Source organism: Streptomyces sp. NPDC055287 (genome assembly GCF_053646035.1).
In genome coordinates this window covers 12,375-37,296 of record NZ_JBSHNE010000046.1, presented here as the reverse complement: position 1 = coordinate 37,296, position 24,922 = coordinate 12,375, and the positions used below count along the sequence as shown (strand labels likewise).

Sequence of the window (24,922 nt, the reverse complement as noted above, 5' to 3'; positions counted from 1 at the left end):
GGAAGAAGCCCTCGACTGCGCCTGCGGGCTCTACCTCTCCGACCCCACCACCTGATCAACGCCCCTCCACGAACTTCCGCGGAGCAGCACTAGGACCATCCCCATGCTGTCCTGGCAAAGCACCACAGTGCCGTCAAAACTCGGGTTCTGGCTCAACTTCTACGGCCCCGTAGGCCTGCGGTCCGCCCGAGCTTCGAAGTCCATCGCATTCCCTCAGCGCTGGGGTGTTGCGACGACCACTAGAACTCAAGCCCGTCAGGGCCCTCACCCCTTCTTCCTAGCCGGCAGCGCGTGTGCTGCGCGCGCCCCCTGCCCGGCCGGTCTCACGGGGAGCACCATGAAGGTGTGGCTTCCCCGGATGAGTAGGATCAGGGTGCGGGGCTGGAGCCGGTGGGCCGGTTGGATGCCCTGTGGCTGATCGAGCAGCTGCGTGCGGCGATCGTGAGGCGCGGCGGGCGGCTGTGGTGCTGGCGCACCGGGTGCGGGAGGCGCGCACCCACCGGCGACCGCCGCGCCCTGGAAGGCACCTGGCTCTGACCGCCGGAAGCGGAGCCGGGCACTGCGCCTGCTTCAGGCGTTACTTCCCTCAGGGTTCCCCCGTCCGCAATGAGCGCATCGACTTTCTGACACCGTTTTATGGGCATGATCCGGTCTCGCTCCGGCCGAGCGCTGCCGCTTACCGACGTTGTTCATCAATCGGTTCTTGCCCCTTCTCGCGCCAGTAGGCCAAATCCCTGCGGGTGCCGAGGGTGTAAGGATGGTCCGCGCCCAGCATCCGCAGCCGAATAGCCAGCAGCACTGCACACTCGGCCACTGCCCCGGTCAGATCCCCCGCCACCCCCCGCCAGTGCGCGAGTCTCTCCATCGGGGAATGCTGTTTCCCGCTCGCCGAGTTCGGCCTCGGCATCGACCTGAGCGACGCCCTCGCCCACGTCCCCGAGCTGCATCAGCCCCACAAGGCTGGTATGCCGGCAATGGATCGGCGTCAACGACATCTTCTCCTACCGCGGGCCGAAGCCGGGACTCACGTGGCTCGCAGGCAGGGCGCTGAGGGCAGAGCGTGACCGTGACGTCCTGGCGGTCGTTGTTGTGCCGACGCGTGAGTGCATTCCGTCCCCACGGACCCGCGTTTGGGTGGGGGGCCCTGCCACCTCTCAGGGCCCCCCACCCCCTCTTCCGGCCGACAAGCACGTGCGCTTCTCCCACCCTCTGTCCAGCCGGGCTTACGAGGAGCAGCATCAAGATGTGATCAACGGACCAACTCACCGAAGTGACACGCTCGAGCCCATCGACTGGCGCGATTGCCCGATGTACGGGCGTGGCGGGCACATTCAGATGTGCACCTCGGGGGGAAACCCGGTCCAGCGCAGCTCGGTGGGCAGGTGCCGCATGTCGTTGGAGATGAGGACGGAGGCGGGCCGACCGGGCGCGTATCGGATGACCGTGAGTGCGGCGTTGCAGTGGTTGAGGCCGAGCCAGCGCCACTGCGGCGCGTGCATGGCGTCCCGGACGAGCCAGGCGACCAGGAAGTTGTGGGTGACGACCAGTTCGTGCCGGTCCTGTTCACCGTCCACCGGTCCGGTGAACATGTCCAGCGCCTGGCGGGCCAGCGCAGCTCCATGCTCCCGCTCCTCCTCAGTGGCGCCAGCGAGAAAGCGGAGGAAGAAGTCTGCTGATTCCACCGGGAGCTCGTCCCTTACTGGCATGTAAGGAACGTAGTCACCGGCGACTTCCGAGACACGGAGGGGAACGTTCTTCAGCTGGTCGCCAATCAGACGTGCGGTCTGCTCGGCCCGGGGCAGCGGACCGTGGTGAACAGCTGCGAAGGGGATGTCCCGGAGGCGTTGGCCGAGCAGCACGGCTTGCCGACGGCCGCCCTCCGTCAGCCCGCTCTCGTCCGACAATGCCTCGCCGTGCCGGACCAGATAGAGGTAACGGGTGGCTGTGCCGGTCATCGAATACTCCTCTACGCCCACTAGCGATCTTGTGCATCGATGGACGTTGCCTCCTCCACTGCCGGTTCCCTCTACCCATCAAAGAGACACGCTCTAACTGGCCAGCAGGCGCATATGGTGTTACCCGTTCCGGTCGAAGATGTAGTTGTCGGTGATGAGGAAGGTCGTCACCATCCCGGTGCCGAACGTTCCGGTGCCAGACTCGCTCTGCCGGGCGCCGCCGAAGGGGCCGCCCCCGATGACCATCCCGGCGCCCCGCTCGGTGGCATTGCCGGAGGCTCCGCTGGAGAGCCGCTCCAGCCTCCGGTTCACCGTGAGGTCGATGATATCGCCGCTGCTGCCGTTGAAGATGCTGAGCCGGTCGGAGGTCCTGGTCTCGTAGATCAGCCCACTGCTGTTCGTCACCGTCCCCGAGAGAGTCAGCTGGCCGTCGTAGGAGGTGTTGGGCGTCGCGCAGCGGAGCGTCCCCTTGCCATCGACGGCCCCGCTGCTGGAGATGTTCACGGTGATCGAGCCAATGCAGTTCAACGTCGCGGCGAATACGCCGGATCGCTGGCTGCGGACGTAGGTCCAGTGAGAGTGGCGAGCAGTGCAACTGCTCCGCCTACGGCTGCCACAACCCTGCTGGTTGATTTGATGTTCATCATGATCGGCTAACGCCTCGGCCGCAGGGCGGTGGCGGGTCCGCTGCCCCCGATGCATGGGGCGCCTGGCTGCCCCCGCAGACACGACCGCACGCTAGTTGTCACATAGGCAGGCTTGTTGTCACCGACTGGGCGGCATGCCCAGTCGGTGCGACTTTGCGAGACAGACGACACCTGATCTCGGCGGTTGAGACCATCTGCATCCCGCACGGCGCTAGCGTTGGGTCCATGATCGTATGGCTCAACGGCACCCACGGCGCAGGCAAGACGACGACCAGTGCACTCGTGCAGCAGCTGATCCCGGATTCACGGGTGTTCGATGCCGAAAAGGTCGGCGAGACACTCATGGACATCAGGCCGGGGCTGCCCTGGACGGGCAACTTCCAGGACTGGCCGCCGTGGCGGCCACTCGTGGTCGAGACCGCCCGCCGCGTACTCGACTACACCGGCGGCACTCTGGTGATGCCCATGACTGTCCTGGTCGAGCAGTACTGGCGCGAGATCAGCTCGGGCCTAGCCCAGCATGCGATTCCGATACGGCACTTCGTTCTCCACGCTAACCAGGACACCCTCCGCGAGCGCATCGAGGGGGACACGGTTCTTGGTCCCTCCCCGTTCCGTCTCACCTACCTCAAGCCCTACGCCGAGGCGGCCCGCACGTGGCTGCACGGTGAGGCCGAGGTCGTCGACACCACGCACCTCACGCCCGCCCAGGCCGCCCTGAAGATCGCGGAAGCCGTCAAGAGCTGAGGTCCGCCCGTCGATCTTCCGCCACTGGTGACACAAGGCCTGCTGAATGAGCATGTGTGACAGCCGCGTGCCTCACTGGTGACAACCAGACTGCTTCGATCGCCCCTCGCCGCCAGCTCATCCGGCTCCGCCGGTGACACCTACCGTGCTTCGGCTCAATTCCCTGCCTCGGGGTACGCGAGGCGCAGCTGTGTGGGTGGGTTGAACGGGGTTTGGGGCGGCCACCGTGGCGAGTGCGACCTCGTGACCGACGACCGTTGTCAGGACGCCGAGGCTCGCACAGCTCGGAATGACCTTGGAAGGCGCTGCGGCACCAGCCCTTCAACGAGGGCTATCGAGTGCAATCTCCTCCATGGGTGCCGGAGGCAGCGGTGTGTCAGTGGCCTTCGTCGGCGCCCCGAAGCGCGCCAGGTAGTGCCAAACCTTCTTGACCGCCTGGGGGTCATAGCGGCCGGTTCGTGCGGCATGTCCGATGATCCGAGGATCGAGTACGCCGTCGACCGCGATGTGCGTGCCCAAGTCGACGTATTCCTGGCCGCGGTAGTGGGGGTGGCGTCGGAGTTCTTCAACCTTGAGTCGGAAGCCGGGGTGCCACTGCACTGGGCAGTCAAGACGCTGAGCCGCGGCCTCGACCGTCGTGCCCCGGTAGCAGGGGTCCAGGACCAGCGCCTCCACATGGTGGTGCAGCCGGACCGGGCCGTGCACCTGCGCCTCGACGTAGTCGTCAAGATCGTCCTGAGAATCGTCGAGGGCAAGCTGGATAAGCCCCATGCGGGACGCGACACCGAAATGCGAAGGTTCGAAGAAGCTGTCCGGGTAGCAGAACGTGGTCCGCGCCAGCGTGTCGGCAGCCAGCCGGAAGTGGGCCGAGCCGAACCGCGGCGCCCCGCCGGCAGGCTTGCGACGGAAGTTCAACGCCCCGTAGACGGGCCGCTCATGCGCGGTCGCTTCGTCGTACGCCCCGTCGAAGATCCGGCTCTCCCAGTACCACCGGTCACCGCCCGGATGCGCGGTCAGTCCGCCGTTGCTGGTCCCCGTGACGAACTGCGAGCGGTAGACGCCACCCTCCACCATGGCGTCCAGAATCGGCTTGCCATGCAGCAGACGGTCCGGGTGGAAGTTCAGGGTCACCCGCAGCACCGGGTCCATCGGAGGGCCCGACGCCAGTTGCGCGACATAACCAAGGGCCCGTTCCTGACGTGTCCGGGCGGCTGGGAAGCTCATCGGCACAGTGTTCCCCGACTTGATCAATCGGTGCATGTGGATTGCTCACACGACGAAGACCAGTCGCTCACACGCGCCGGGAGCTGCACGGCCCCAGGGCCTTCGTCGTCAGACCGGCCCTACAGCTTCGCGGGGACGATGTTGACGCTTGCTAGAAGGGGCGTGACATCTGTCGCGGCCGGTCGTTGAACCCGGCAGGTCAAGCGAGATGCACAGAGTAGCCCCGGGCGTCACGGCCCGGGGCTTCGTGCTGACAGCCTCACGGCCCGTCCCGGCCCCACCCAGGGGCAGATTCAGGTGCCACTCTCGGCGACGGCCGCCCGGAACTTCTGCGGCATCAGCGTCACCGAGCCACGCTGAACAGGCGCCGGGCCCGGTTCACCCCACCTTGTGCAGCGTCGCGCGCACCTTGTCGTTCATCGCCTCATCGACCACAGCCCGGTACTCGGCAGGGACCTCACGCTTGTCCTGGACGCCGACCATAGTGCCGAAGATCCGGGATCGGGCAACCAGCCGAGCAGAGCCGCCAGCCACCTTCCCTCGCCGCCAAGGCACACGAAAGCGCGTAGCCCACCGCCGGTCTGGCAGCTTCAAATGGCGCCAACGGCACTCGGACGGGTCCGCCGAGGTTGCCGGGCCGGGCCCGCATGTCGCTACCGAACGTCGACGTAGTCGCCTGCGGCCTTGACGGCGTTAGAACTCCTAACGAAATGATCTTCGAGGTGGTTGGGTCGCTCCGGGAACGTTGATCCGGGGGTGTGGGATGGCTCGGCCGAAGCCGTGGGATGTCGATGACGAGTTGTGGGCGGTGATCGAGCCGCTGCTGCCCAAGGTGGAGCGTCGGGCTCGTCATCCGGGGCGCAAGCGGCATCCGGACCGGCTGGTCTTCCAAGGCATCCTGTTCGTGCTGCACACCGGGATCTCCTGGGAGCATCTGCCTCAGGAACTCGGCTTCGGCTCGGGTATGACCTGCTGGCGCCGCCTGGCCGAATGGACCGAGGCCGGAGTGTGGCCCCGGCTCCACGAGGTCCTCCTCGCCAAGCTCCGCGGCGCCAACGCCCTGGACTTCTCCCGGGCAGCGGTCGACGGCTCCCACATCCGGGCGTTAAAAGGGGCTCCAAGACGGGACGAAGCCCTGTTGACCGGGGCAGAACCGGCAGCAAACACCACCTGATCACCGACGCCACCGGCATCCCGCTCGCCGCCACGCTCACCGGCGGCAACCGCAACGACGTCACCCAGCTGATCCCACTCCTCCAGGCCGTGCCACCCGTGCGGGGCAAACGCGGCCGGCCCCGCCGCCGCCCCGACGTCGTGCTCGGCGACCGCGGCTACGACCACGACAAGTACCGCCGCCTGGTCCGGGAGCTCGGCGTGAAGCCGCTGATCGCCCGCCGCGGCACCGAACACGGCTCCGGCCTAGGCACCCAACGCTGGGTCGTGGAACGTGCGTTCGCCCACCTGCACTGGTTCCGCCGCCTACGAATCCGCTGGGAGATACGCGACGACATCCACGAAGCCCTCACTCTCGGATGTGCACTCATCTGCTGGCGACGCCTGAAGTCATTCAGATAGGAGTTCTTAGAGCTGGAGGGCTGGCCTCTCGTCTGTGGAGAATCGCCGACAGGGTCTTTGCCGAGACCATCGCCCGCTTCACTGGTGAGCCCACCGCGCCGTAAGCCCGCGTCCGCCAGGCTGATTGCGGAAGCCTCTCAGAACCTCCGGTTCTGCGACGGGCCCTTTTTCACGGACTGGTACTCGGCCAGTTTCGAGGAGGCTTTGTCCGAAGCGTCCTTTCTCTGGCGCTGCGCTCGGAGGGCAGTGGAGGACGCTGAAGATCCGCGCCCCGGTCCGATGCCTACGTGCAGGTTCGTATTCGACGAGGCGGACCTGAGCGCACGACTGCGCGAGCTGCACGCATGGGCCCGATCCCCCTCCGCGCACGTGATGCAGGAGCACGCCAGCCACTTCGGGGTGCTGCCCCACAGCACTGCGCACCGAATCGTCAAAGGGCGGACCATCCCCGGTCACGTCCTGCAGCTGGAGGGATTCAGCTGCGCCCGGACGCGACGGTCGTGGATGTTCCCCGGTTCGGGGAGGGCCCGGCCGCCGCAGCCGGCTGAGTACGGAAGGGGCGTCCAGTCCCGTATCTCCCTTGGTTGGAGTGCCGGGCGGGTGAAGCCACGGCGCCGGGGCGGCCGCGTTCGGGTGGTGCCTGCGACGGGGGCCGCAGGATGAGCCGAAACACCCACGCCTCTGCAGGAGCTCTCCACCATGCCGCAACGGCGGACACGCGATCGGGCACCGTAACGCGAGTACTGACCGGGGCGAACAAAGCCTCCACCGCCAGCCCCTCGTCGGTGCCCGAAGAGCCCCGGCGCAGCACAAGGCCCGCCGCGAGTAAAAACCGTGGCGGCACCGTTGCGGCAGCCACGACCGGACCGCGATCGGTATTACTGGCCATCGCTGTCCCCCTGTATCGCCGCTCCGTGAGGCCCAAGCCCTGACGACGGGAGGCCTGCCTGCCTGACGCTGCGTCCCAATGTGCACACAGGAGGGGAACCGGAGTATGCGCGAGGAGGGCGGCCTCGACGGGCGAGGAGCTGGCCTACAGCAGGCGGCTCATCGACCTCCGGCGCCGGCGAGGAGCAGGGGGAGGGACCAGCGGCGCATGCCGTCACCGTGCCGCACGCAGGCGGTCCGCCTCGTCAGACGGCCCCCGCGGGCCCCTCGGATGGATGGCGCCCGGGAAAGCGCGGCGGTACGGGGTCATGCGTTGGGGCGAATCTGGGTGTCGATCGTGAAGCAGGCGAGCGTGCCTTCGGTGTCGGAGACCGTCCAGCTTCCGTGGTGGAGTTGGTCGGGGCGTGCGTCGGTGCGTCGACTTCGTAGGTGAAGGTGGCGGCCTGGCCGGCGGTCACGGCCGACATGCCGATCTCGGCGCCGCTGCTTTCGTCCAGGGTGACATCGAAGATGACCTTGGCCGTCCGGGTGAGGATAATGTCGTTGCTGCTGCACTCGGGCATGAAGGTGACGCGGACCTTGTACCTGTTGCCCTTGCAGAACACGCACGGCGCCGCGCCGCAGTCATCGACCTCGACCTTTTGCACCTGGGAGCGCCCGCAGTCACGCCATCCCCCGGGTGTCCCCGGCGTGAGCCGCAGGGCCGGCGAGGAAGGCGGTCAGGGGCGGCGAAGCCGGTGACGGTGAGGGAGCGACGTCACCGCCGCCTGCCACGACCACATCCTGGCCCACCTGCGCGACCGCCCAGCTCGGGGCGCTGGCAGACCTCGGCTTCCGTGGCCTGGACAACGGCGTATGCAACCCCGTGATTGTCACCGGCTTCACCGCCACCCGCGCCCACAAACTCACCCCAGACCAGAAGGAAGCCAACCGCGTCCTCGCCGTAGGGTGCGCACCGGTCGAGCACGGCTTCGCGCACCTCAAGAAGCGCACCCCAAGAACTGGCGGACCAAACTCCGCACCGACGCTGCCCGCGCGACCCGTCTCCTGCGTGCCCTGCTTGTCCTGACGAACCTTGAAGTCAACCGCTGACGGATGTGGGGCCGTTCCGCCTGACGCTGAAAGTCACTCAGCGATGGTGAGTGAACGAAGGTCAGCGTCCAGCATGCGGATCAACTCGCCAACCCGTCCGCCGCCACTCGGCGCCGCCGGGAAGCGTTTGAGCACGTCAATGACGACTGGTGTCGCACGATGCACCGTCTGCTCGATGCTTTCGGCACCAACGCTCCGGTCCTCGCCGGCGACGAGTTCGGCTGCTCGGGCCGCGTAGGCGCCGGCTCCGAGGATGTGCTTGACCTGGGTGGCCTTGGCCAACGGATGCAGGTAGGCGGCGCCTGCCGCAGACATCGCAGCCCACGCTGCCTCTCGGGCAGCCGCAGTGTCCGCGTCCTTGGCCGCTTTGAGGGCCGCGGATGCTGTGTCGCGCAGAGACTTCCCGCGTTCGCCGCCCCGAGCGAACTCCCACGCGGCACTGATGGCGTCTCGAGGCCGCGAATCGTCCGGCTGATCGGCCTCGAATACCTGAAGCGCCGCCTCAGCACAGGCCGCAGCGAACGCGGCGATCTCACGAAGGTCCTGCTTGGTCAAAACGATCTCGCTCGCGTCCCCTGTCATGGGTTCCATCTTCCACGTGTGACCAGTTCTCGGGGCACTCACGCTGGTCGTGGGCGGCTGTCTGAGGAGTAGATCATCTGTCAGCGGACGGCTGGTCGTCTTCCGTTCGCTGTGACCCGGCATCCTTCTTCGATCCGGTGACATGCCGCCCCCACCAACTAGCGGTCCAGCGCAATCGGGCCCGTTGACCAGCGAATTCAAGTTGGCGGAGGCTCGGTGATCACCAACCGGACAGACAGATCCGGCAACTGACCGCCTCACGTCACGGCCGTTCCAAGGCATCCGGCGCGGGTCGGCTGCCGTCGCTGTCGACTCGTGGCCTTGCGGTCGCAGTGAGGAAGTCGTCGAGCATGGTGATCTGTACGTCTTCAGGGAATCGGCCGGGGTCGAAGAGGGCCTGGACGACGAGGCCGTGTGTGAAGGCGACGGCGGCTGCCGCCAGTTGTTCCGGGTCGGCGTCTGCGGGCAGCTGGTCGAGGTCGCGCGCGACCTCGAAGTGGGGGCTGATGGCCGAGCGGAGCCGGGTGTATCGGTCGGCTTGTTGCCTGGCCAGCTCATCGTTGGCGAGGGAGAGGTCCCAGGAACTGACCCAGATGCGGTTGCGGGCGGTGTCGTCCGAGGTCAGCGGCAGAATGTCCAGGAGGGTGGCGCGTACGGTGGAGAGGCCGGGTCCGGGACGTGCGCGGCGGGGCCTCTGTGCGGTGCGGTGCTCCAGCAGGTCCAAGGCATGTTGGATCAGGGCTCGTTTCGTCGGGAAGTAGTGCATGAGCATCCCGGTCGAGACGTCCATAGTGGCGGCGACCGCACGCAGGGTCAGGCCACCGAACCCCTTGTCGGCCATTACGCGCCAGACCGCCTCGGAAACGTCCTGGCGGCGGGCTTCTCGATCTCCGGGTGCGGGCGGCATGCTGCTAGCTTACGTACCGAACGCTTGTTACGCACCCGAGAGTGAGGCTTCCATGTTCACCATGCCGCTCGGCGACCGGGCCCAACTCCGCTCCCTCGAGCCCTGGCAGGCCCAGGAGTTCCTCGCTCATATGGACCGCGCACGGGACACCGTGGATCCGTGGATACCCTGGGCGTCGTTGAGCACCGACCGTGACTCGGCCACGGCCACCCTCCAGCGCTATGCCGACCGTACGGCCCTGGACACCGGCCGGATCTACGGGATCTGGCTCGACAGCACATTGGTCGGCGGGGTGATGTTCACCCGCTTCGACAGCGCCTCCGGGGTCTGCGAGATCGGCTGCTGGCTGGAACGGGCGGCGGAGGGACGGGGTCTGGTCACCCGGGCTTGCCGGGCGTTGATCGACTGGGCCTTCCGTACACGCGGGATGAGCCGCGTCGAATGGTGGGTCGCGGCGGGCAACACCCGCAGCGTCGATGTCGCACACCGGTTGGGGATGACCCGTGAAGGAGTGCTGCGGCGGCGCTCTCCCCACCGCGGTGTGCGGCACGACAGCGAAGTCTGGTCGGTCCTTTCCGAGGAATGGCCCTGCCCCGGTGAGGCGTCCGAAGCGTCCGGGGCCGGTGTCAAGGCCGAGCTTGATCGGCTGATGGCAGTGTTCGCCGGCGCGTTTACCAACACCTGCGGCAGACGCCCTGGTCTCGACGTCATCCGCGACGTCTTCATCCCGCAGGGCAGGATCATCTCGAACGTCGGGGGCGAGCCCGTGATCTACGACCTCGACGCCTTCATCGAGCCCCGGCAGAAAATGCTCACGGACGGAACGCTGACGGAGTTCTCCGAATGGGAGGTCTCCGAAAGGACCGAGATCTTCGGATCGATAGCGCACCGGTTCAGCCGATACCGCAAGTCCGGCATCCACCAAGGTGACTCGTTCCAGGGCTCCGGCCACAAGACCACCCAGTTCCTCCGGACGCCGGCAGGATGGCGTATCGCCTCGCTGGCCTGGGACGACGTGGCGGCAACCACTACGGCATGACTACGCGGGCCAGTGCGCTCCCCGGCTATCGGCGCCGGTGAGCGCATCGGCAGCCCGCCCGTCGGTGAGCGCGCTCATGACTGCGTGAGTCTCCTCGCGTACGGTCAGGGGCGACTATTGCCGCCCAGCAGCTGTGAGGCGAGGGTGCCGTATGCCCATTGCTCCCACTTGGCCGGTGGCCAGGCGCGGTCGCGGGTGAGGACCAGGAAGAGTTCTGGGCTGAGGACGGCGTAGATGATGTCCGCCGCCTCTTCGGCGGAGATGGACGGGCGGGCGCCCGGCTTCTTGATCAAAGACTCTGCCGCCGTTGAGATCACCGTGTAGCGCGGGTCCGCCTGATCCGGCCACAACTCTCGGATCTCCGGGTTGGTTGCTGTCGCGGCGCGGACCATCTCGCTGACGGCCGCGACGCGTTCGAGTGTTGCACGGGTGGCGGCGACCAGTGCCGCCAGTGCCGGTGAGGCAGTCCGGGCGGACGTGACCTCGGCGAACCACGGCCTGTCCATCGTCGGGACGGGGTCGTCGTCGCCTGCGATCGCCTCATCGACTAGCGCTTTGAGCAGCGAGGGCTTGTTCCGGAAGACGAAGTAGATCGTCTGGATCGCCACGCCCGCCCGGTCGGCGATCTCCTGGAGCTTCGTCGCCCCGTATCCCTGCTCGATGAAGAGCGCACCGGCGGCCTCGATGATCCGTCGCCGTGTCTCCTGGGCCCTCGCGCCTTGTTTCCCCTTGACCTCACGCATGACTGGAGTCTATATCTAGAGGTGACCTCTAGAGGTCACCTCTAATAAAGGGAGCGTGAGCGGTGCACACCATCACCAACCACCAGCAGGCAGCGGCATGGAACGGCTGGGAGGGCACTCACTGGGCCGAAAACCCCGAGCGTTACAACGGGATGATGGGCGCGTTCAACGCACCTCTGTTCACCGCCGCGGGGATCACGCCGCAGGACCGGGTCCTCGACATCGGCTGCGGCACCGGCCAGACGACGCGCCTCGCGGCACAGCAGGCGTCCGACGGAAGAGTCGTGGGAATCGATCTGTCCGCGCCGATGCTGGAACGCGCCCGCCGCGATGCCGCCGCGGAAGGTCTCGGCAACGTCTCCTTCGAGCAGGGCGACGCGCAGGTGCATCCGTTCCCCGACCGCGGGTTCGATGTCCTCCTCAGCCGCGGAGGGGTCATGTTCTTCGCCGACCACGTCGCAGCTTTCACCCATCTCAGGCACGCGCTCGTGCCGGACGGCCGACTCGCGTTCCTCGGCCCTCAGCCCGGGGCCCCCGACAGCGCCTACGCCCGCGCGACCGCCGCACTGTCGCCGTTCCTGCGGGAGGCTTCCCCCGCCTCCAGGGGTATGGGGTCGCTCCTCGATTCCGTACGCATCCGCCAGGTGCTCGCTGCCGCCGGTTTCACCGACGTCGACGTGGTTTCAGCCGAGGCGCCCATGACCTTCGGCGCCGACGCGAAGGACGCCGCCGACTTCATCTTCTCCATGGGCCCAACCCGCCACAATATGCGCAATGTAGGCCAGGCGACCGTCACCCGCATCCGTGCCGAAGTGCTCGAGGCGCTAGCCGAGTTCGAGACCGCCGAAGGCGTGCGCCTCCCAGGGTCGGTCTGGATCGTCACAGCCACGCGTCAGCGTGGCTCTTCGCACACGTGACGCATCGTTCCCGAGGCGATGAGCAAGGAAACCCGAGGCACAGAGGGCGGGCCCCAGAGCGATCCGATGCGGAAGCGCACCTCGTCGGCGGCATGGCGGATCTCTTCGGGCTTGGCGTCATCGGCGAGCACTCCGAGGAGCGCCATCAGGGTTCTGCTTCGACGACGACGTGGTTCGCCGGCGCCGTCAGAGGTGAGTGCGGGACGTCCCGGCGTCCGGTGCGCGCCGACGATGTCGTGCACTGAGCCTCCGCCAACTTGAAGTCGCAGGTCCCAAGGCGGGTGCGATCGGTTTTCGGAGTGCTCAGGCTGGTCGTGGGCGGCAGTCAGCGGGCCGGGTCGGCTGACGGGGCCGGACGGTTTACCGGTTCCTGCTCGCTGTGGCCGGGTGGCCTTCTAGCGGTGGTTTGTTGACGGCGGGTCAGCGTTGGGGTAGGCCGGTAGAGAGGAAAGTCGCCTCGCTGCCTGGGGTTGTGATGACCCGTCGTCTGCCGTGCCCGCCGGCTCCTGGCCCGCTGGAAGCCTACGCCGCACGCTTCGATGACCTGCTCTCCACGCTGGCCCAGCGACGCGGGTTCCGTGAGTACCTCACCGGGCTGCTGCTGCCGCGGGACCGCAACAAGACCCTGACCTGCCTGGCCGGCGCCGAGCCCGTGGCCGGATCCCAGCACCCGGCGGTGCAGCGGCTGCAGTTCTTCCTCTCCGAGTCGACCTGGGACCACGAGCAGATCAACGCCCGCCGGGTGGAACTGCTGCTCGCCGACCCGGCGACCGAGCCGCACGCGGGCGGGGTACTGGTGATAGACGACTCGGGTGACCGCAAGGACGGGACCGCGACCGCGCATGTCGGGCGGCAGTGGCTGGGCCGACTGGGCAAGACCGACAACGGCATCGTCACCGTGACGACCTGCTGGGCCGACGAGAGCCTCTACTACCCGCTCCACGCGGTGCCCTACTGAGGTGACCCCGCAACCTGGGGCACCGAGCAGGCCGTGACGGCCACGGACACGCGGCTTTATGGGAAGGCGACCGCGCAGGCGTGGGACCGGCTGCATCCGCGGCTGACCCGACGGGCGGCATGGCTCGGCCACGAGGGGCCGCTGCCCGTCATCGAGGGCACCGTCATCCGCCTGGCCGTGGAGAAGCTGCCCAGTGGTGGGGTCAACAAGCCGGTATGGCTGTGGTGGTCGGGCACCGGCGCCACTGACGCGGACGTCGACCGCTGCTGGCAGTCCTTCCTCCGCCGCTTCGACCTGGAGCACACCTTTCGCCTGTTCAAGCAGACACTCGGGTGGACCAAGCCCCGGCTTCGCAGCTCCGAGGCCGCCGACCGGTGGACGTGGCTGGTGATCGTCGCCTTCGCCCAGCTCCGCCTCGCCCGCCCGCTGGCCACCGACCTTCGTCGGCCCTGGGAGAAGCCGACCCCGCCAAACAAGCTCACGCCCGCCCGGGTCCGCAGAGCGTTCAGAAACCTGCGCACAAAGACCGGCTCCCCGGCTGGTGCACCGAAACCTTCCCGCCCGGGTCCGGGCCGGCCACCAGGATCGAAAAACCAGCGATCGGCACCCCGCCACGACGTCGGGCGGGTCCTCGCCACCGGCGAGGCATACGCCCGGCCAGCCCACCACAAGGTCGGCACCAAACCCCGCCGCGGCGCCTGAACTTCCGCCCGCACGAACCTCCAGGAACCCCACAAGGTTGGATAGCTCCATGGTGCGACGAGAGCGCGTGACGAAGAGACGGCCTCCCTTCGGCATGCCGAGAAACATCGTCCTGCTGGTGACGCCGGAAGGCTGGCGCCACAGTGTTCTCACCGAGGAAGGCGGGATGCTCTGCGGACGCCTTGCCGACGTGGCGGCCAACACCGACCCAGCCGAGGCACAGGCCGCCGTGGCTGCCATGGTGGTGGGACTCGCACACGACTTCCACGAAGCTGACGTCGATGTGACCTGGGATCCGCCCCGGGAACCCGGGTCCTGGACAGCTCAGGTCACCGTTGCCACGACCCCACCGAGCGCCTGAAGTTAAACGACTTCCCAATCAGGAAGTCAAGCTGCCGTGGTGACTGGTGGTGCTGTTTGGTAGCACGCTCCGTCGCGGATCATTGCCCATAGAACGTTGGCTCGACGTCGCGCGAGAGACAGCACTGCCTGCTTGTGTCCTTTCCCCTCGGCTCGTTTGCGTTCGTAGTACGCGCGTGACGCTGGGCACGATCGCAGACTGGCCATGGAGGATAGGTAGAAGGCCCGCAGAAGGCCGCGGTGGTAGCGGCGGGGCCGACGCATGTTGCCGCTGACGCGGCCAGAGTCGCGTGGGACCGGGGACAGGCCGGCAAATGCCGCGAGGCGGTAGCCGTGCCGAAGGCTTCCATGTCCCCACCGGTGGCGGCGATGAATGTGGCCCCGAGCATGGCACCCATACCGGGCATGCTCTGGATCACCTCGGCATGTGAGTGCTCGTGAAACCGGGCCTCGATGAGTGCTTCGAGTTCGCTGATTTCCTCTTCGAGGGCCATCACCCCCTTCGCGAGGCGGGCCACCATGGAGGCAGCCAGCTTCTCGCCGGGCAACGCGGTGTGCTGGGCCTGGGCCGCCTCGACGACGGCCTGAGCGATGACGCCGGCGCTGCGGACCTTGCGGTTCTTCAGCCAAGTCTCAATCCGCTTGGCCCCGCTGCGGCGGATCGCGGCGGGGGTCTGGTAGCCAGTCAGCAGCAGGACCGGCCCCTTGTTCGTCAGGCTCAGAGCCCGCTCCAACGCCGGAAAGATTTCCAGGAGTTGTTCTCGGAGTCGGTTGATCTGGCGGGTGCGGTCGTTGACGAGATCGGTGCGGCGCCTGACCAGAATTTTGAGGTCGACGGCTATCTCGTCGCCTGGCCGCAGTGCGCCGAGGTCCTTGCGCATGCGGGCCTGGTCGGCGATTACGAAGGCGGCAGGTCCTTCCGGCCGCCGTCCTGACCGCGAATGACGACGGTGAGGGTGCCCTGCTCGCTGCCGCACCAGCCGTGCGGACGGGTGATCACGGAGATGACTCCGAAGTCGGCCGACTCAACGGTCGCCTGCGGAGCCGTCTGGGCCAGGTTCAGGTTCTTGGTGAAGGACACGCAGTAGGTGCCGAGCTGAGGGCGGGTGACCGTGTCGATGCCCTTGCTGGCCACGATCGAGCCGTCCGTGTTGATGCGGGCGGCGGCCTGCGCTTAGGGGGCGTCCATGGTGTCGGGGACCGCCTGGGCGGAACCGGCGAAGCCCACGCCGAGGGCGGCGGCAGCGCCGATTCAGACCGATGGCACGTACAGAAGAAGAGAACATCGCAATCACTTTCTCTCAGGCCCACCCCGAGGGGTGGCGGAGGCAGCGGCCATTAGCGGTCGGCACGACAAGGGAACGGCAGTTAGCCCGCCCCAGGCGGCGACCTCCCCCTGGCCCCAAACGATCACTTAACTATATGTACTCAAGTGACTCCGTACAGTAGCTAGTTCGAGTGAGAGGAGCGCATCCCCGCATCCGAGTGCGCCGATACGCACGCCGGTGTAAGTCGCCCGCGCTCCGATGTTCCCCAACTCCCACTTTCCGTACTTTGCGGACCGCCGTACGCGCGCGCACGTGTAGGAGCAGCAGGGACCCCGGGGGCCACCTCCACGAACAGGGGACCGCGCGACGCAGAGGAGGGCTCGACGAGGAGCACCGGGTTCAAAGGGTTCCGTCCGGAACGAAGGGGCTGCGACTGGGCATCAACAGCACCAGCTGACCGAGGCGCGCCGGCGCCGGCCGGTAGCACAGCGACAGGGCCGTCCATCGTGTGAATGGCCCTTTCACTGGCACAGGGTAGGGGGCGGCTTACTGGTCGGCGGTCTGCTGCGTGATCCTGATCGTGAGGAACTCGCCGGGCCGGACCGGGGTGAAGCTGACGTCAATGAGCAGCATGCCCGCTGCGGTGCCGTCACCGTTGTTGGTCTCGTCGCAGACCACGTAGAAGGCCTTCTCAGGGGACGCGCCCTACACCCCGTTCTTCAGCAGGCCCATGGTCGAGAAGGGCACGGGCATCGACGGCACTTCACGGCAACCGGTCTACGAGTACAGCAGGCCCGAGCACGAAGGCGTCTTCGAGGTACCGGCCGAACGTCTCCACCAGGCGCTCCAACGGACCCGGGCCAGCTAGGAGGCCGCACTCCGAGGCCCTGCGCTCGGGTAGCTACAGCAAAGTGACAAGTAGCTCTCTGTAGCCGATGTGACGGCGTGTTATTCCGGGTTCGGGTGACCGCAGGCCGTTGGGACTTCGGATCAACGAGGCACGGATGCTCGACCTGGACGACGTCCGGTGGGAGTTTGGCCAGTTCGGCAAGCTCAACGGACGAAATGACAGACCTTGTCGGGCGGGCACGGCTCGCCAGTGCCGTGGTAGGTGCGCGCAACAATCACGCCGACCACCACCAGCAGCAGCAAAAAGCCCCATATGACGATCGTTATCGGATGGAGGCTAAACCAAGCCGTTATCTTCTGGCGCCGGGTGCGGCGAGCTGGGCTGGCCGCACCGAGACGGTCACCCGTCATGATTCCCCCCGAGGATTGCTCACTCTGCGGACATGAGTACCTGGGCTATTCCCACCTCTGCCCGACCGCATGCGAATCGCCCGGGGGCGAGTAGTAGCCGTACGGCGGTTAACGGCGAGATTGATCATGGTGGCCGGAGCGGCTCGCGCTGCCGGTCGGGCTTCAAGAAACCAAAGGCAACGTTGACTACAGGCCGTTACTTGTCACTTCGTCGTAGCTACCCGAGCGCAGGGCCTCGAGTCCCGCGGGTTCAGCGAAACTGAGGGTTCTTCGTCGGGAACCGACGGGTGTTCAGGCTTTCTGGAGGCTTTCGACCCGTGTGTTCTGGGTGAACTCAAGGTGCTGCCTCATCGGTTAAGGATGTTGAGCCGTGCATCACGCTGAACCTCTTCCCAGTAGTGGGCGGCGGCTGTGACGATCGCTTGAAAGTCGTGCAGTGACATGACTGCGACGTGGGGCGTGCGCGTCCCCACGGGCGGTTCGGCGGGCTCGCCGATCACGATCGCGTTCGTGCCGTGGACATACCCGCGGACCAGGCAATGGTCGAGGGACTCGGCGGCCCCCAGCAGCGACGGATCGTTTAGGGCGGCATCGGAGCGCAACACGGACAGCGTCGCGGTCGGGTCAGCGTCGGGCTGGGCCAGACGCGGGTCCTCAAGCCTGGCCATGTTCTGCAGTGTCAGCATCATCGAGCCGAGGATGCAGGGCTCTGAATCGCCCATGATGATCGAGTCCACGATGAGTTGGAAACGAAAGAAACGCGCATCCCAGGGGTCGCCTGCTGGGGTCAAGATCAGCCCGAATCGGCCGTCGTCGGTTGAGATGCGCATGCCTATGACCTCTCGTGGTGTTCCTCGGCTTCTGATGCTAGAAGCTGCCGAGCGGCGTCGCCGTAGCGGATGGCGGTCTTCTCGTCGATGCCGAAGACCAGCGCGAGGTGGAGCGGGTCGGCGCCGTGGGTGAGGGCTTCTTCAAGCTGTCGGTCGACGCGGAGCCGTTCCAGGGTGGCGGTGAGGTTGCGGGTGGCTCGGGTGGTCCAGAGCTTGCCGGCCGGGCCGAGTTCGACGGCGGTCTTCTGGGTGATCAGCAGGTGGGGGTTGGCCGTGTTCGGCCAGCGACTGCGGCGGTGGTCGAGCCAGTCCAGGACGGCACGGCGGGTGAGGTCATCGAGGGGGCGGACGTGGCCGCCGACGGTGATGCGCCTGTTGCCCAGGTCGACGTCGTCCAGCTGCATCGTCCCCGTGCGAACCGGGAGTCCGCGGCGGCCCGAATCCAATCAGATCCGATGGCGATTGCTGACAGGGTTTGACGACAGATAGGTTCCGATCCTCCGCACGGAAGGGGTCCTCGGTGGCGAACCTGGTCTACAAGCGGGTCTCGACCGACCAGCAGTCCACCGCCCGCCAGGACCTCGTCCTGGACGAGGCCGGCATCGATGACGCGGTCGTCTTCGAGGAGGACGGCGGCACCTCCAGCCGCCTCCACCCCCTCCAGCGCCCGAAGTTCCGCGCGCTCCTCGACTACGCACGGCCGGGCGACACCGTGCACATCTCCGAGATGTTCCGCCTCGTCCGCGGCACCGGGCACATCCTCGACGTGCTCGACGTCCTGCACCGCGAGCAGGTGGCGCTGCGCATCCACGACGGCGCGTTCTCCGCGATGGACCTCACCGCCCGCCACCCGCGCACCGGCGAGCTGCTGTCCACCGTGAAGTTCATGGTGCAGACCCTCGCCGCCGCCGGCGAACTCCAACGCGACCTCCAGCGCGAGCTGACCTACGACGGACTGCGGGCGGCCGAGGCCAAGGGCAACAAGGGCGGACGCCGCCCGGCCGTCCCGGCCGGGAAGACCGAGGCCGTGCGCATCGCATACCTCGAAGGCCGCTCCATCGCGGCCCTCGCCCGCGACCACGACGTCAGCCGCGGCGCCATCCGTACCGCCGTCGCGGATCTCCTGCCCGACACGGCCGCCGACCCGGACACACCGACCCCTGAGCTGCCGATCGTCCTCGACATGCCGGGCATGGTGGCCGACTTCCTCCGCGCTGCCGACCTGGAGCCCGACGAGCGCGCCGCGCTCGACCAGGGCGTCACCGTACGGCGCGGCCAGGGTTACACCCTGCGCATCAGCGCCGTTCCCGCCATGCACCGCCGTCTCCTCGACCGCTGCCAACCGCTCGACGGAGCCCAGGGCGTCCCGGCAGTTCCGGCCCAGCGCAAGGCCCGGCGCGAGTACGAGAATCGGGTCAGCACCCTCGTGCCACCCGGACCATGATCAACCTCACCGATAACCACCGTTCGATTGATCCCCGACGCCGGAAGGGGAGGTCCACGGTGACGGTGGTGCCCTGGCCGAGCCGGCTGTCCACGCCGACGGTGCCGCCGTGCGCTTCCACCAGGTCCTTCACCAGCACCAGGCCGAGGCCGCTGCCCTCGTGGGAGCGGGAGCGGGCGCCGCGGACCCGGTGGAAGCGCTCGAACAGGCGCGGCAGCTCGTCGGCGGGGATGCCGGTGCCGGTGTCGGTCACGGTCAGCCGGGCCCGGTCGCCAGCCGCGGCCACCTGCACCCGGGCGCCGCCGGTGAAGGTGAACTTCAGGGCGTTGCTGAGCAGGTTGAGGATGATCTTCTCCCACATCTCCCGGTCCAGGGACACCGGCTTGGGCAGCGGCGGGCAGTTCACCTCCACCGTCAGCCCGGCCGCCTCGAAGGCGGAGCGGAACACCCCGGCCAGCTCGGCCGTGGCGCCGGCGAGGTCGACCGGCTCGAGGGCAGGGCGCATCTGCCCGGCCTCGGCCCTGGCGACGTCCAGGAGGGTGTTGACCTGCTTCAGCAGGCGCAGGGCGCCTCGCTCGGCCAGCTCCAGTTGCTCGCGCCGCTCGGGCCGGTCCTCGTCGGCCAGGGCCTGTTGGAGCGGGCCCAGGAGCAGGGTGAGCGGGGTGCGGAACTCGTGGCTGACGTTGGCGAAGAAGGAAGACCGGCTGTGGCCTGGGGCTTGTGCCGCGCTGCTGGATGGTGGTGCCCAACCCACTTGGTACTCGCGTGTGGGAGGGGGGCGAGGCGGCGATGTGGCGGGCCGACCGGACAGACTCCTGCCGGAGCACCTATGGGCACCAGCGTGCTGACCGTCGATCCGGAGTTGCCGGACGAGCGGTGGCAGACGCTGCACTCCTCGCCGGCCGCGCTGTCAACGCTGCGAGCGAGATGATCGCCTGAGTGGGCCTCAGAGGCTGCCCGGGTGGCGGGTCGGCTCGGACCGGTGCCCGAGGTCCGCTACAGCGGTATGTGGATGTCGAGGACGGGCCCTGTCGCGCGGGTGGGCGGCGCGTCCAGACTCTCCAGGACGTGGAGCATGGGTGCGTTGACCGCGGCGACCGAGGCGGTCAGGGTGTGGTGGCCGGCCCGGCGGGCCACATCGGCCGCGTGCGCGGCCAGCGCGGTGCCCAGTCCCTTGGACTGCCATGCGTCCTCGATCAGCACGGCGAGTTCGCCGACCCCTTGCTGATCGGTGCGCATGACGTTGGTCATGGCGATGATGCGGTCCGTCTGCTGGGCGGTGGTGGTGACCAAGGTGGTGCCGCACTCCGGGTCGGACAGCACCCGCCATCCGGCCCGGGACAGCTCGAGTTTGCCCGCGTGATAGCGCAGCGCGCGGCTGCCCAGCGAGCACCGGCGGTGCAGCGCCTGGATGGGGCCGAGGTCAGCGTGGGCCACCTCCCGGGTCCGGGTGGCAGTGCCGTCGGTAAGCGTGATCGGGTGTGCGCTGCTTCGATGCCCGGTGTCGGACATGTGGCGGTCTCCTCAGATTTTGAGCATGGCTGATGTGCGCGAGGCCCCTCCCCGGCCCCTGCCTGTCTCTGGCACAGGAGCAGTCTTTTGCCGCTCCCCGGCCGGACTCAAGAAGGGTTCAGGCCATATCGATTACGTTATGCGCATACTTGATTACGCAACGGAGTTGCGCGCAGAGCCCCCGGACCTGACGCGCGGCCAGGTGGGGACGCAGCCCGTTCGGGGCGCACACACATTTTCATCACAATTGGATGACCTTCCCCCACATTTACCCCTCAGAGACCGCAAGCGGAGTGCCATGCTCAGGCCCTCTCAACCGGATCCAGAAAGCCTTGGGGGGCACATGTCAGGGAGAGGCAGCACACACCGGAACAGCACGCTGGCCGCCTGCGCAGGAGAGCCGGCTTTCTGCTGATCCCGCGGCTGGTGCGGGGTGACCGGCGTGTGGTGGCGTCGTTGACTACGACATCGCGTGCATGAGAATCCGTCCCCCACGGGTACGCGAGTGAGGCCCGAACCGTCGCGGTTCGGGCCTCAGTGCTGCTCGGGGAACTACAGGTCGAACTCGATGTGCTCGAGGTCGGTGAATTCGACCAGGAGGCCGCCGGCGCGGCGGCCGCGGTCCTTGAAGTAGATCTCCTGGAGCCCTTCGGCGGCGATGTCGCGCAGCTGCTGCTCACTGGCCCCGGCCTCTTGGGCGTCGAAGAGGCGGGCGGCGAACTCTGGCGGCAGCGCCACGGTGAGGTGGCGCAGGCGGCCGTCGTCGGTGGTGCCCGGGGCGGCGGTGTAGCCGAAGCGGGCGCGGGTGTCGACGACGATGCCGCCCGTGGTGGCGGCCCTCTCCTTCGCCTTGGCGCGGATCTGCGGCTGCCACCGCTTCTTGACCTCGCGCTGTATGCGGGCGGCGAGCTCGGGGCGCGGCTTCTTGATCTGGTCCTTGACGTACCGCTCGACCGTGCGCTGGGAGATTCCGAGCGCCTGGGCCACGGCCTTGGTGCTCTTGAGCTGCTTGACCAGGTAGCGCATCTGGGCGCCCGCCGACTTGGGGATCGGGCGGGTGAACGCTTTTTGGACTGCCTGGTTGAGGCCGTCCCCGAGCTGTGCCATCGCGGTCTACTCCCCGCCGTCGGTGTGGGTGATGTGGCCGTCCTTGATGTATCGGGCGAGGTTGAGGTCCTGGCCGTGCTCCTCCCGTACGCCCTCGCCCCACAGCACGCTCTGGGTGCCTTCGTGCTTGACCATCCCGGGGCTGACGCCGAGCCTCCAGCCGCCCGGCAGGGGCTTGCCGTCCCGGTAGGGCACGAAGTCCAGTGGTGTCGTGCCGTCGACGGCGTACACGGCGCAGTCCGAGAGGATCGCGACCGGGTACTGGCCGGTGAAGGCGGCGTGCTTGAGCAGCTTGCGGTGCATGTTGATCCGCGTGCGGGAGATGACAGCCGCGCGGATGTCCGGGCGCCATGTCGGACGGGACAGGGCACGCCATGGCTCACCCGGGCGCCAGCCTTCGCCGCGGGGACGCTCGCGCAGCTTGCCGATGCCGCCCTTGACCGTGGCCTTCACCGCGGAGACCACGATCGCCATCTGGGGGTCGCGCTGCCGGTATCCGTCCATCGCTGCCAGGAAGTCGGCCGGCGAGAGGTCGCCGGTGACGCCCAGGTCGGCCATCGTCGCCACGTAGGCGTCGCGCAGCCGGTTGTACCAGCCGTCCAGGTAGCGGCCGTTGTCGTATCGGACGTACGCCTCGGTCGGCGCGACGTCGTAACCGAGCTCCACCGCGTACGCCACGGTCGGTGTGGCGTACCAGGCCGGCTCCGTCGGGCGGTCGCCCTTCGGCGTGAAAGGACTGGGCAGCAGCTCACTGTCCAGCTCCACCCACTCCTTGCCTGACTTCACCCGGGACAGGTCGACGTGGGAAAGGTCGACCAGCCACGCGCCGGGCAGCTTCGGGTCGAACTGCGGATTCTTCACGTGAGTCGGCGCGCCCAGGCCCACGATCGTGCCGTTCGCTCCGGCCGCGAAGGCCATGTTGACGTCGATGCCCACCAGGTGGCGCTTGGTGCACTCCGCGTCGGTGAGCGGGCGCGCCCAGTCGTACGCCTCCTCCACCAGCACCTCGTCCGGGCCCCGCTTGTGGAAGCGCGGCAGATCCTTGAGCAGGGGGTGCCCGTCGGGGGCCTCGCACGGCGCGCAGTCGACCGGGTCCTTCCCCAAGCTGCCGGGGTTGTGCTCGCTGTGCCGCTTGCCGTTCTCGTCCGGCTCGGAGGCGCGGGTCGGCGGGTGCAGGGCGGTCATCAGCTCCAGGCCGGTCACGGCGGTGGAGCCGCGTGGCGTCATGACCCGGGACGCGTATGTGCCCAGCAGCCGGGCGAGTTCCGCAGCCGGAAGCTGCGCGGCGTCGCCCCAGTGCCGGGCATCGAGCGCGTTCCAGGACGGAATACACAGCTGCACGCACATCCGCTCGGATCCCCTCGCCGGGCGGTAGATCCTCGCCCAGGGCCCGAACCCGCGCTTCGTGAGCTGCCATTCGGCGCGTGCGAGCTGCTTGATGACCTTGTGGCCCTCCGGCAGCCGCCCGGACAGGCGCTCTTCGTCAGTGAGGTGGACCGGAAGGCCGTAGCGCTCACACGCGGCCTCGGTGAGCACGACCAGCGGATCGGCGTCCTTACCCGGTCCGCTCAGCTTCGGCTGCCCGAGCTTCGCCTCGGACAGGGTCCAGTCGACCAGGGCCGGGATGGACTTGGCGGGCACGTCCAGGACCAGACCGCCGACGCAGTACGCGAACACCTGCCCGTCCTCAACGTCGACGACCGCGAGCGGCCCGTTCTCGAAGCGCGGGTCGAAAGCGGCCGGATCGGCAGCGGGCTTCGCCGCGGCCTTCTTCACGCCCGGACGACACGACGTCGACAACGGCCTGGCCGTCGCCGCCGGACGGGACGGTGCGGTGCTGGCGGCACGCTGCTGGTTGTTCTGTTCCGTAGTCATGACCGCAGCGTCCGGCGCCGAACCTGTGGACAGACTCCGCGATTCGGCGGCCTCGGCCTCGCGCGGCGCGGGCGCGGCGAGACTGGTGAACGTCTCGGGCACCGCCGTGTCCTGCTCGGGTGCGGCGGCGTTGGCAGGGGCGGGGTAGAGCTCCGCGAGCTGCTTGAGCAGCCGTGCGTACGCCTCACGCTCCGGCGGCCGCGGTTGGCCGTCTCCTCGTCGATGGCGTACCGGCGACGCGTCTCCAGCCGCCATGCCGTGTGCTTGAACGTTCGGAACAGGTCCTCGAACTCGTCCAGGCCGATGATCCTGGCCTCTCGCGTCGCGTCTTTCGGCGTCCAGTCCACCAGCCGGGATGGGTGTCGTCGTATTCGAGAATTGCGGCCTTCGCCGCGCGAGCGTCGTCACGGACCTGCGGATCGGTCACGGGCTCTTCGCGGAACTCAACGTCGTAGCTCGCATGAGCGATCATCTTCTTCGTCACTGATCCGGCAGTTCGATCACAACTGTGGTGTCCGAGACGTCAGAGCCGCTATCTGGACCGGGCATGGTCAGAGTCCCGCCCCGGACCGGTACGTCGAACACGATCGCGCCCCTGACGTACTCGCCAGGCAGGTAGCTGGTGCTGATGCTCTCCTTCTCGGGATGGAAGATGCCCGTGCTGAGTACCTGGCCGTCCGGTCCCGTCCAGTGGAACGGATTATGGAAGTGGCCGTTTGTAGCTCCGACGTTGGCCAGCGTCACGTCCACCACAACGTAGGTGCCTTGCTCGCTGTCCGTGGTGTACTCGCTCAGGCGCTTCACGTACTGGACACCGTGCACGGTGAGCTTGAAGTCGGCCACTTTGTTGCTGACGGCACTGGTGAAGCGGAACTCACCGCTGTCCCCCACCCTCAGCGTCTGTGTCCGCGTCTCCTCCTGTTGCTCCTGTCGCTGCGGCGTCTCCTGCTGCTGTTCCTGTCGCTGCGGCGACGCGGGGTCGTCGTCTCCTCCGCAGGCCACCACGCCCCCCAGCGTCAGCGCCCCGGCCAGAGCTGCCGACGCTGCGGCTGTCTTCCGGTACCGCATGGTGGATCATCTTCTTCGAGCTTGGTTATAGGTCCAGTGTGGACCCGCGCCCGCAGGTGCTCGTCGCCGGACCGCCAGGGAGCGGAAAGTCCACTCTTTGCGATCTCCTGCTGACAGTCCTTGACCAGCGGGGCGGCGCGGTGCTGGTCGGCCGCGACCTCTACAAGGCCGCTCATTCGGCGACTTCCCCGCCCTGATCTCCCGCACGGTCAGCGACCTGAC

26 protein-coding genes and 4 pseudogenes are annotated in these 24,922 nt (G+C 67.8%); 10 read left to right on the top strand and 20 right to left on the bottom strand.

Annotation, left to right across the window (positions count from 1 at the left end):
* Nucleotides 1–1,331 precede the first annotated feature (1,331 nt).
* Together ACWIHY_RS35330 and ACWIHY_RS35325 are read right to left on the bottom strand one after the other, a co-directional pair.
* Complete coding sequence (locus tag ACWIHY_RS35330; protein WP_454380498.1) at nucleotides 1,332–1,955, bottom strand: histidine phosphatase family protein; 624 nt, start codon at nucleotides 1,953–1,955, stop codon at nucleotides 1,332–1,334.
* Nucleotides 1,956–2,075: 120 nt separating this feature from the next.
* Nucleotides 2,076–2,459, bottom strand: a complete 384-nt coding sequence (locus ACWIHY_RS35325; RefSeq protein ID WP_454380497.1) for a hypothetical protein — start codon at nucleotides 2,457–2,459, stop codon at nucleotides 2,076–2,078.
* Nucleotides 2,460–2,827: 368 nt separating this feature from the next.
* On the opposite strand from ACWIHY_RS35325, the gene ACWIHY_RS35320 reads away from it, so the two are divergent.
* On the top strand, nucleotides 2,828–3,349 hold the full coding sequence (locus ACWIHY_RS35320) for an ATP-binding protein (RefSeq protein WP_454380496.1): 522 nt from the start codon (nucleotides 2,828–2,830) through the stop codon (nucleotides 3,347–3,349).
* A gap of 321 nt (nucleotides 3,350–3,670) precedes the next feature.
* Here the strand turns inward: ACWIHY_RS35320 and ACWIHY_RS35315 are convergent, their stop codons facing one another.
* Entirely contained in the window at nucleotides 3,671–4,498 is an 828-nt protein-coding gene (locus ACWIHY_RS35315) for a DUF3626 domain-containing protein (protein ID WP_454380495.1), read from the bottom strand.
* 838 nt (nucleotides 4,499–5,336) lie between these two features.
* Between ACWIHY_RS35315 and ACWIHY_RS35310 the strand changes: the two genes are divergently transcribed.
* A protein-coding gene (locus ACWIHY_RS35310; protein ID WP_454380494.1) for an IS5 family transposase occupies nucleotides 5,337–6,148 on the top strand; the annotation gives its coding sequence in 2 pieces (ribosomal slippage) (nucleotides 5,337–5,679 and nucleotides 5,679–6,148; 813 coding nt in all).
* Between the two features lie 1,133 nt (nucleotides 6,149–7,281).
* Here the strand turns inward: ACWIHY_RS35310 and ACWIHY_RS35305 are convergent.
* From ACWIHY_RS35305 to ACWIHY_RS35295, 3 genes are all read right to left on the bottom strand, one after another.
* On the bottom strand, nucleotides 7,282–7,683 hold the full coding sequence (locus tag ACWIHY_RS35305) for a hypothetical protein (RefSeq protein ID WP_454380493.1): 402 nt from the start codon (nucleotides 7,681–7,683) through the stop codon (nucleotides 7,282–7,284).
* A gap of 478 nt (nucleotides 7,684–8,161) precedes the next feature.
* Complete coding sequence (locus ACWIHY_RS35300; protein WP_454380492.1) at nucleotides 8,162–8,710, bottom strand: putative immunity protein; 549 nt, start codon at nucleotides 8,708–8,710, stop codon at nucleotides 8,162–8,164.
* Between the two features lie 262 nt (nucleotides 8,711–8,972).
* On the bottom strand, nucleotides 8,973–9,617 hold the full coding sequence (locus tag ACWIHY_RS35295; RefSeq protein ID WP_454380491.1) for a TetR/AcrR family transcriptional regulator: 645 nt from the start codon (nucleotides 9,615–9,617) through the stop codon (nucleotides 8,973–8,975).
* 52 nt (nucleotides 9,618–9,669) lie between these two features.
* Here ACWIHY_RS35295 and ACWIHY_RS35290 point away from each other — a divergent pair, with 52 nt between their 5' ends.
* On the top strand, nucleotides 9,670–10,656 hold the full coding sequence (locus tag ACWIHY_RS35290; protein ID WP_454380490.1) for a GNAT family N-acetyltransferase: 987 nt from the start codon (nucleotides 9,670–9,672) through the stop codon (nucleotides 10,654–10,656).
* A 104-nt stretch (nucleotides 10,657–10,760) separates the two neighbouring features.
* Here ACWIHY_RS35290 and ACWIHY_RS35285 read toward each other — a convergent pair whose 3' ends face one another.
* The gene (locus ACWIHY_RS35285; RefSeq protein WP_454380489.1) at nucleotides 10,761–11,399 is read right to left on the bottom strand and encodes a TetR/AcrR family transcriptional regulator; all 639 of its coding nucleotides are present in this window, start codon (nucleotides 11,397–11,399) and stop codon (nucleotides 10,761–10,763) included.
* Between the two features lie 62 nt (nucleotides 11,400–11,461).
* Between ACWIHY_RS35285 and ACWIHY_RS35280 the strand changes: the two genes are divergently transcribed.
* A complete protein-coding gene (locus ACWIHY_RS35280) occupies nucleotides 11,462–12,316 on the top strand; it encodes a class I SAM-dependent methyltransferase (RefSeq protein WP_454380488.1) in 855 nt (284 codons plus the stop codon).
* On the opposite strand, the gene ACWIHY_RS35275 is transcribed toward ACWIHY_RS35280, so the two are convergent.
* The gene (locus ACWIHY_RS35275; RefSeq protein WP_454380487.1) at nucleotides 12,292–12,558 is read right to left on the bottom strand and encodes a hypothetical protein; all 267 of its coding nucleotides are present in this window, start codon (nucleotides 12,556–12,558) and stop codon (nucleotides 12,292–12,294) included. The genes ACWIHY_RS35280 and ACWIHY_RS35275 overlap by 25 nt on opposite strands.
* A 233-nt stretch (nucleotides 12,559–12,791) precedes the next feature.
* Here ACWIHY_RS35275 and ACWIHY_RS35270 point away from each other — a divergent pair.
* From ACWIHY_RS35270 to ACWIHY_RS35260, 3 genes and pseudogenes are all read left to right on the top strand, one after another.
* Nucleotides 12,792–13,271, top strand: a pseudogene (locus tag ACWIHY_RS35270) (IS701 family transposase); the annotation flags it as partial.
* Nucleotides 13,272–13,274: 3 nt separating this feature from the next.
* Nucleotides 13,275–13,976 (top strand): annotated as a pseudogene (locus tag ACWIHY_RS35265) (NF041680 family putative transposase); the annotation flags it as partial.
* Between the two features lie 67 nt (nucleotides 13,977–14,043).
* Entirely contained in the window at nucleotides 14,044–14,337 is a 294-nt protein-coding gene (locus ACWIHY_RS35260; protein ID WP_454380486.1) for a hypothetical protein, read from the top strand.
* A gap of 26 nt (nucleotides 14,338–14,363) precedes the next feature.
* Here the strand turns inward: ACWIHY_RS35260 and ACWIHY_RS35255 are convergent.
* The 3 genes and pseudogenes from ACWIHY_RS35255 to ACWIHY_RS35245 form a co-directional block, all read right to left on the bottom strand.
* A pseudogene (locus ACWIHY_RS35255) lies at nucleotides 14,364–15,247 on the bottom strand (IS110 family transposase); the annotation flags it as partial.
* Nucleotides 15,235–15,471: a hypothetical protein gene (locus tag ACWIHY_RS35250; RefSeq protein ID WP_454380485.1), complete on the bottom strand. Its 237-nt coding sequence runs from the start codon at nucleotides 15,469–15,471 to the stop codon at nucleotides 15,235–15,237. The gene ACWIHY_RS35250 and the pseudogene ACWIHY_RS35255, both read right to left, overlap by 13 nt.
* Nucleotides 15,472–16,150: 679 nt before the next feature.
* Entirely contained in the window at nucleotides 16,151–16,282 is a 132-nt protein-coding gene (locus ACWIHY_RS35245) for a hypothetical protein (protein WP_454380484.1), read from the bottom strand.
* Nucleotides 16,283–16,334: 52 nt separating this feature from the next.
* On the opposite strand from ACWIHY_RS35245, the gene ACWIHY_RS35240 reads away from it, so the two are divergent.
* Nucleotides 16,335–16,472, top strand: a complete 138-nt coding sequence (locus ACWIHY_RS35240) for a hypothetical protein (protein WP_454380483.1) — start codon at nucleotides 16,335–16,337, stop codon at nucleotides 16,470–16,472.
* Between the two features lie 185 nt (nucleotides 16,473–16,657).
* Here ACWIHY_RS35240 and ACWIHY_RS35235 read toward each other — a convergent pair whose 3' ends face one another.
* From ACWIHY_RS35235 to ACWIHY_RS35225, 3 genes are all read right to left on the bottom strand, one after another.
* A complete protein-coding gene (locus tag ACWIHY_RS35235; RefSeq protein WP_454380482.1) occupies nucleotides 16,658–16,864 on the bottom strand; it encodes a hypothetical protein in 207 nt (68 codons plus the stop codon).
* 347 nt (nucleotides 16,865–17,211) lie between these two features.
* Complete coding sequence (locus ACWIHY_RS35230; protein ID WP_454380480.1) at nucleotides 17,212–17,694, bottom strand: hypothetical protein; 483 nt, start codon at nucleotides 17,692–17,694, stop codon at nucleotides 17,212–17,214.
* Nucleotides 17,695–17,696: 2 nt separating this feature from the next.
* Nucleotides 17,697–18,098 carry a hypothetical protein gene (locus ACWIHY_RS35225; RefSeq protein ID WP_454380479.1) on the bottom strand — a complete coding sequence of 134 codons (402 nt, stop codon included), beginning with the start codon at nucleotides 18,096–18,098 and terminating at the stop codon, nucleotides 17,697–17,699.
* Nucleotides 18,099–18,214: 116 nt separating this feature from the next.
* Here ACWIHY_RS35225 and ACWIHY_RS35220 point away from each other — a divergent pair, with 116 nt between their 5' ends.
* Entirely contained in the window at nucleotides 18,215–19,138 is a 924-nt protein-coding gene (locus tag ACWIHY_RS35220) for a recombinase family protein (RefSeq protein ID WP_454380478.1), read from the top strand.
* Here ACWIHY_RS35220 and ACWIHY_RS35215 read toward each other — a convergent pair.
* The 6 genes and pseudogenes from ACWIHY_RS35215 to ACWIHY_RS35190 all read right to left on the bottom strand — a co-directional run bounded on the left by ACWIHY_RS35215 (nucleotide 19,110) and on the right by ACWIHY_RS35190 (nucleotide 24,700).
* Nucleotides 19,110–19,892 (bottom strand): sensor histidine kinase, encoded by a 783-nt coding sequence (locus ACWIHY_RS35215; RefSeq protein ID WP_454380477.1) that lies wholly within the window; start codon nucleotides 19,890–19,892, stop codon nucleotides 19,110–19,112. The two genes, ACWIHY_RS35220 and ACWIHY_RS35215, sit on opposite strands and share 29 nt — an antisense overlap.
* Nucleotides 19,893–20,134: 242 nt before the next feature.
* On the bottom strand, nucleotides 20,135–20,650 hold the full coding sequence (locus ACWIHY_RS35210; RefSeq protein ID WP_454380476.1) for an N-acetyltransferase family protein: 516 nt from the start codon (nucleotides 20,648–20,650) through the stop codon (nucleotides 20,135–20,137).
* 552 nt (nucleotides 20,651–21,202) lie between these two features.
* Nucleotides 21,203–21,757 carry a telomere-protecting terminal protein Tpg gene (tpg, locus tag ACWIHY_RS35205; RefSeq protein ID WP_454380475.1) on the bottom strand — a complete coding sequence of 185 codons (555 nt, stop codon included), beginning with the start codon at nucleotides 21,755–21,757 and terminating at the stop codon, nucleotides 21,203–21,205.
* A gap of 6 nt (nucleotides 21,758–21,763) precedes the next feature.
* Nucleotides 21,764–23,887: a telomere-associated protein Tap gene (gene tap / locus ACWIHY_RS35200; RefSeq protein ID WP_454380474.1), complete on the bottom strand. Its 2,124-nt coding sequence runs from the start codon at nucleotides 23,885–23,887 to the stop codon at nucleotides 21,764–21,766.
* A pseudogene (locus ACWIHY_RS35195) lies at nucleotides 23,881–23,979 on the bottom strand (DUF6879 family protein); the annotation flags it as partial. The pseudogene ACWIHY_RS35195 and the gene tap, both read right to left, overlap by 7 nt.
* A 133-nt stretch (nucleotides 23,980–24,112) precedes the next feature.
* Nucleotides 24,113–24,700: a DUF4352 domain-containing protein gene (locus tag ACWIHY_RS35190; RefSeq protein ID WP_454380473.1), complete on the bottom strand. Its 588-nt coding sequence runs from the start codon at nucleotides 24,698–24,700 to the stop codon at nucleotides 24,113–24,115.
* A 38-nt stretch (nucleotides 24,701–24,738) separates the two neighbouring features.
* Between ACWIHY_RS35190 and ACWIHY_RS35185 the strand changes: the two genes are divergently transcribed.
* Complete coding sequence (locus ACWIHY_RS35185; protein ID WP_454380472.1) at nucleotides 24,739–24,897, top strand: zeta toxin family protein; 159 nt, start codon at nucleotides 24,739–24,741, stop codon at nucleotides 24,895–24,897.
* Nucleotides 24,898–24,922: the final 25 nt, after the last annotated feature.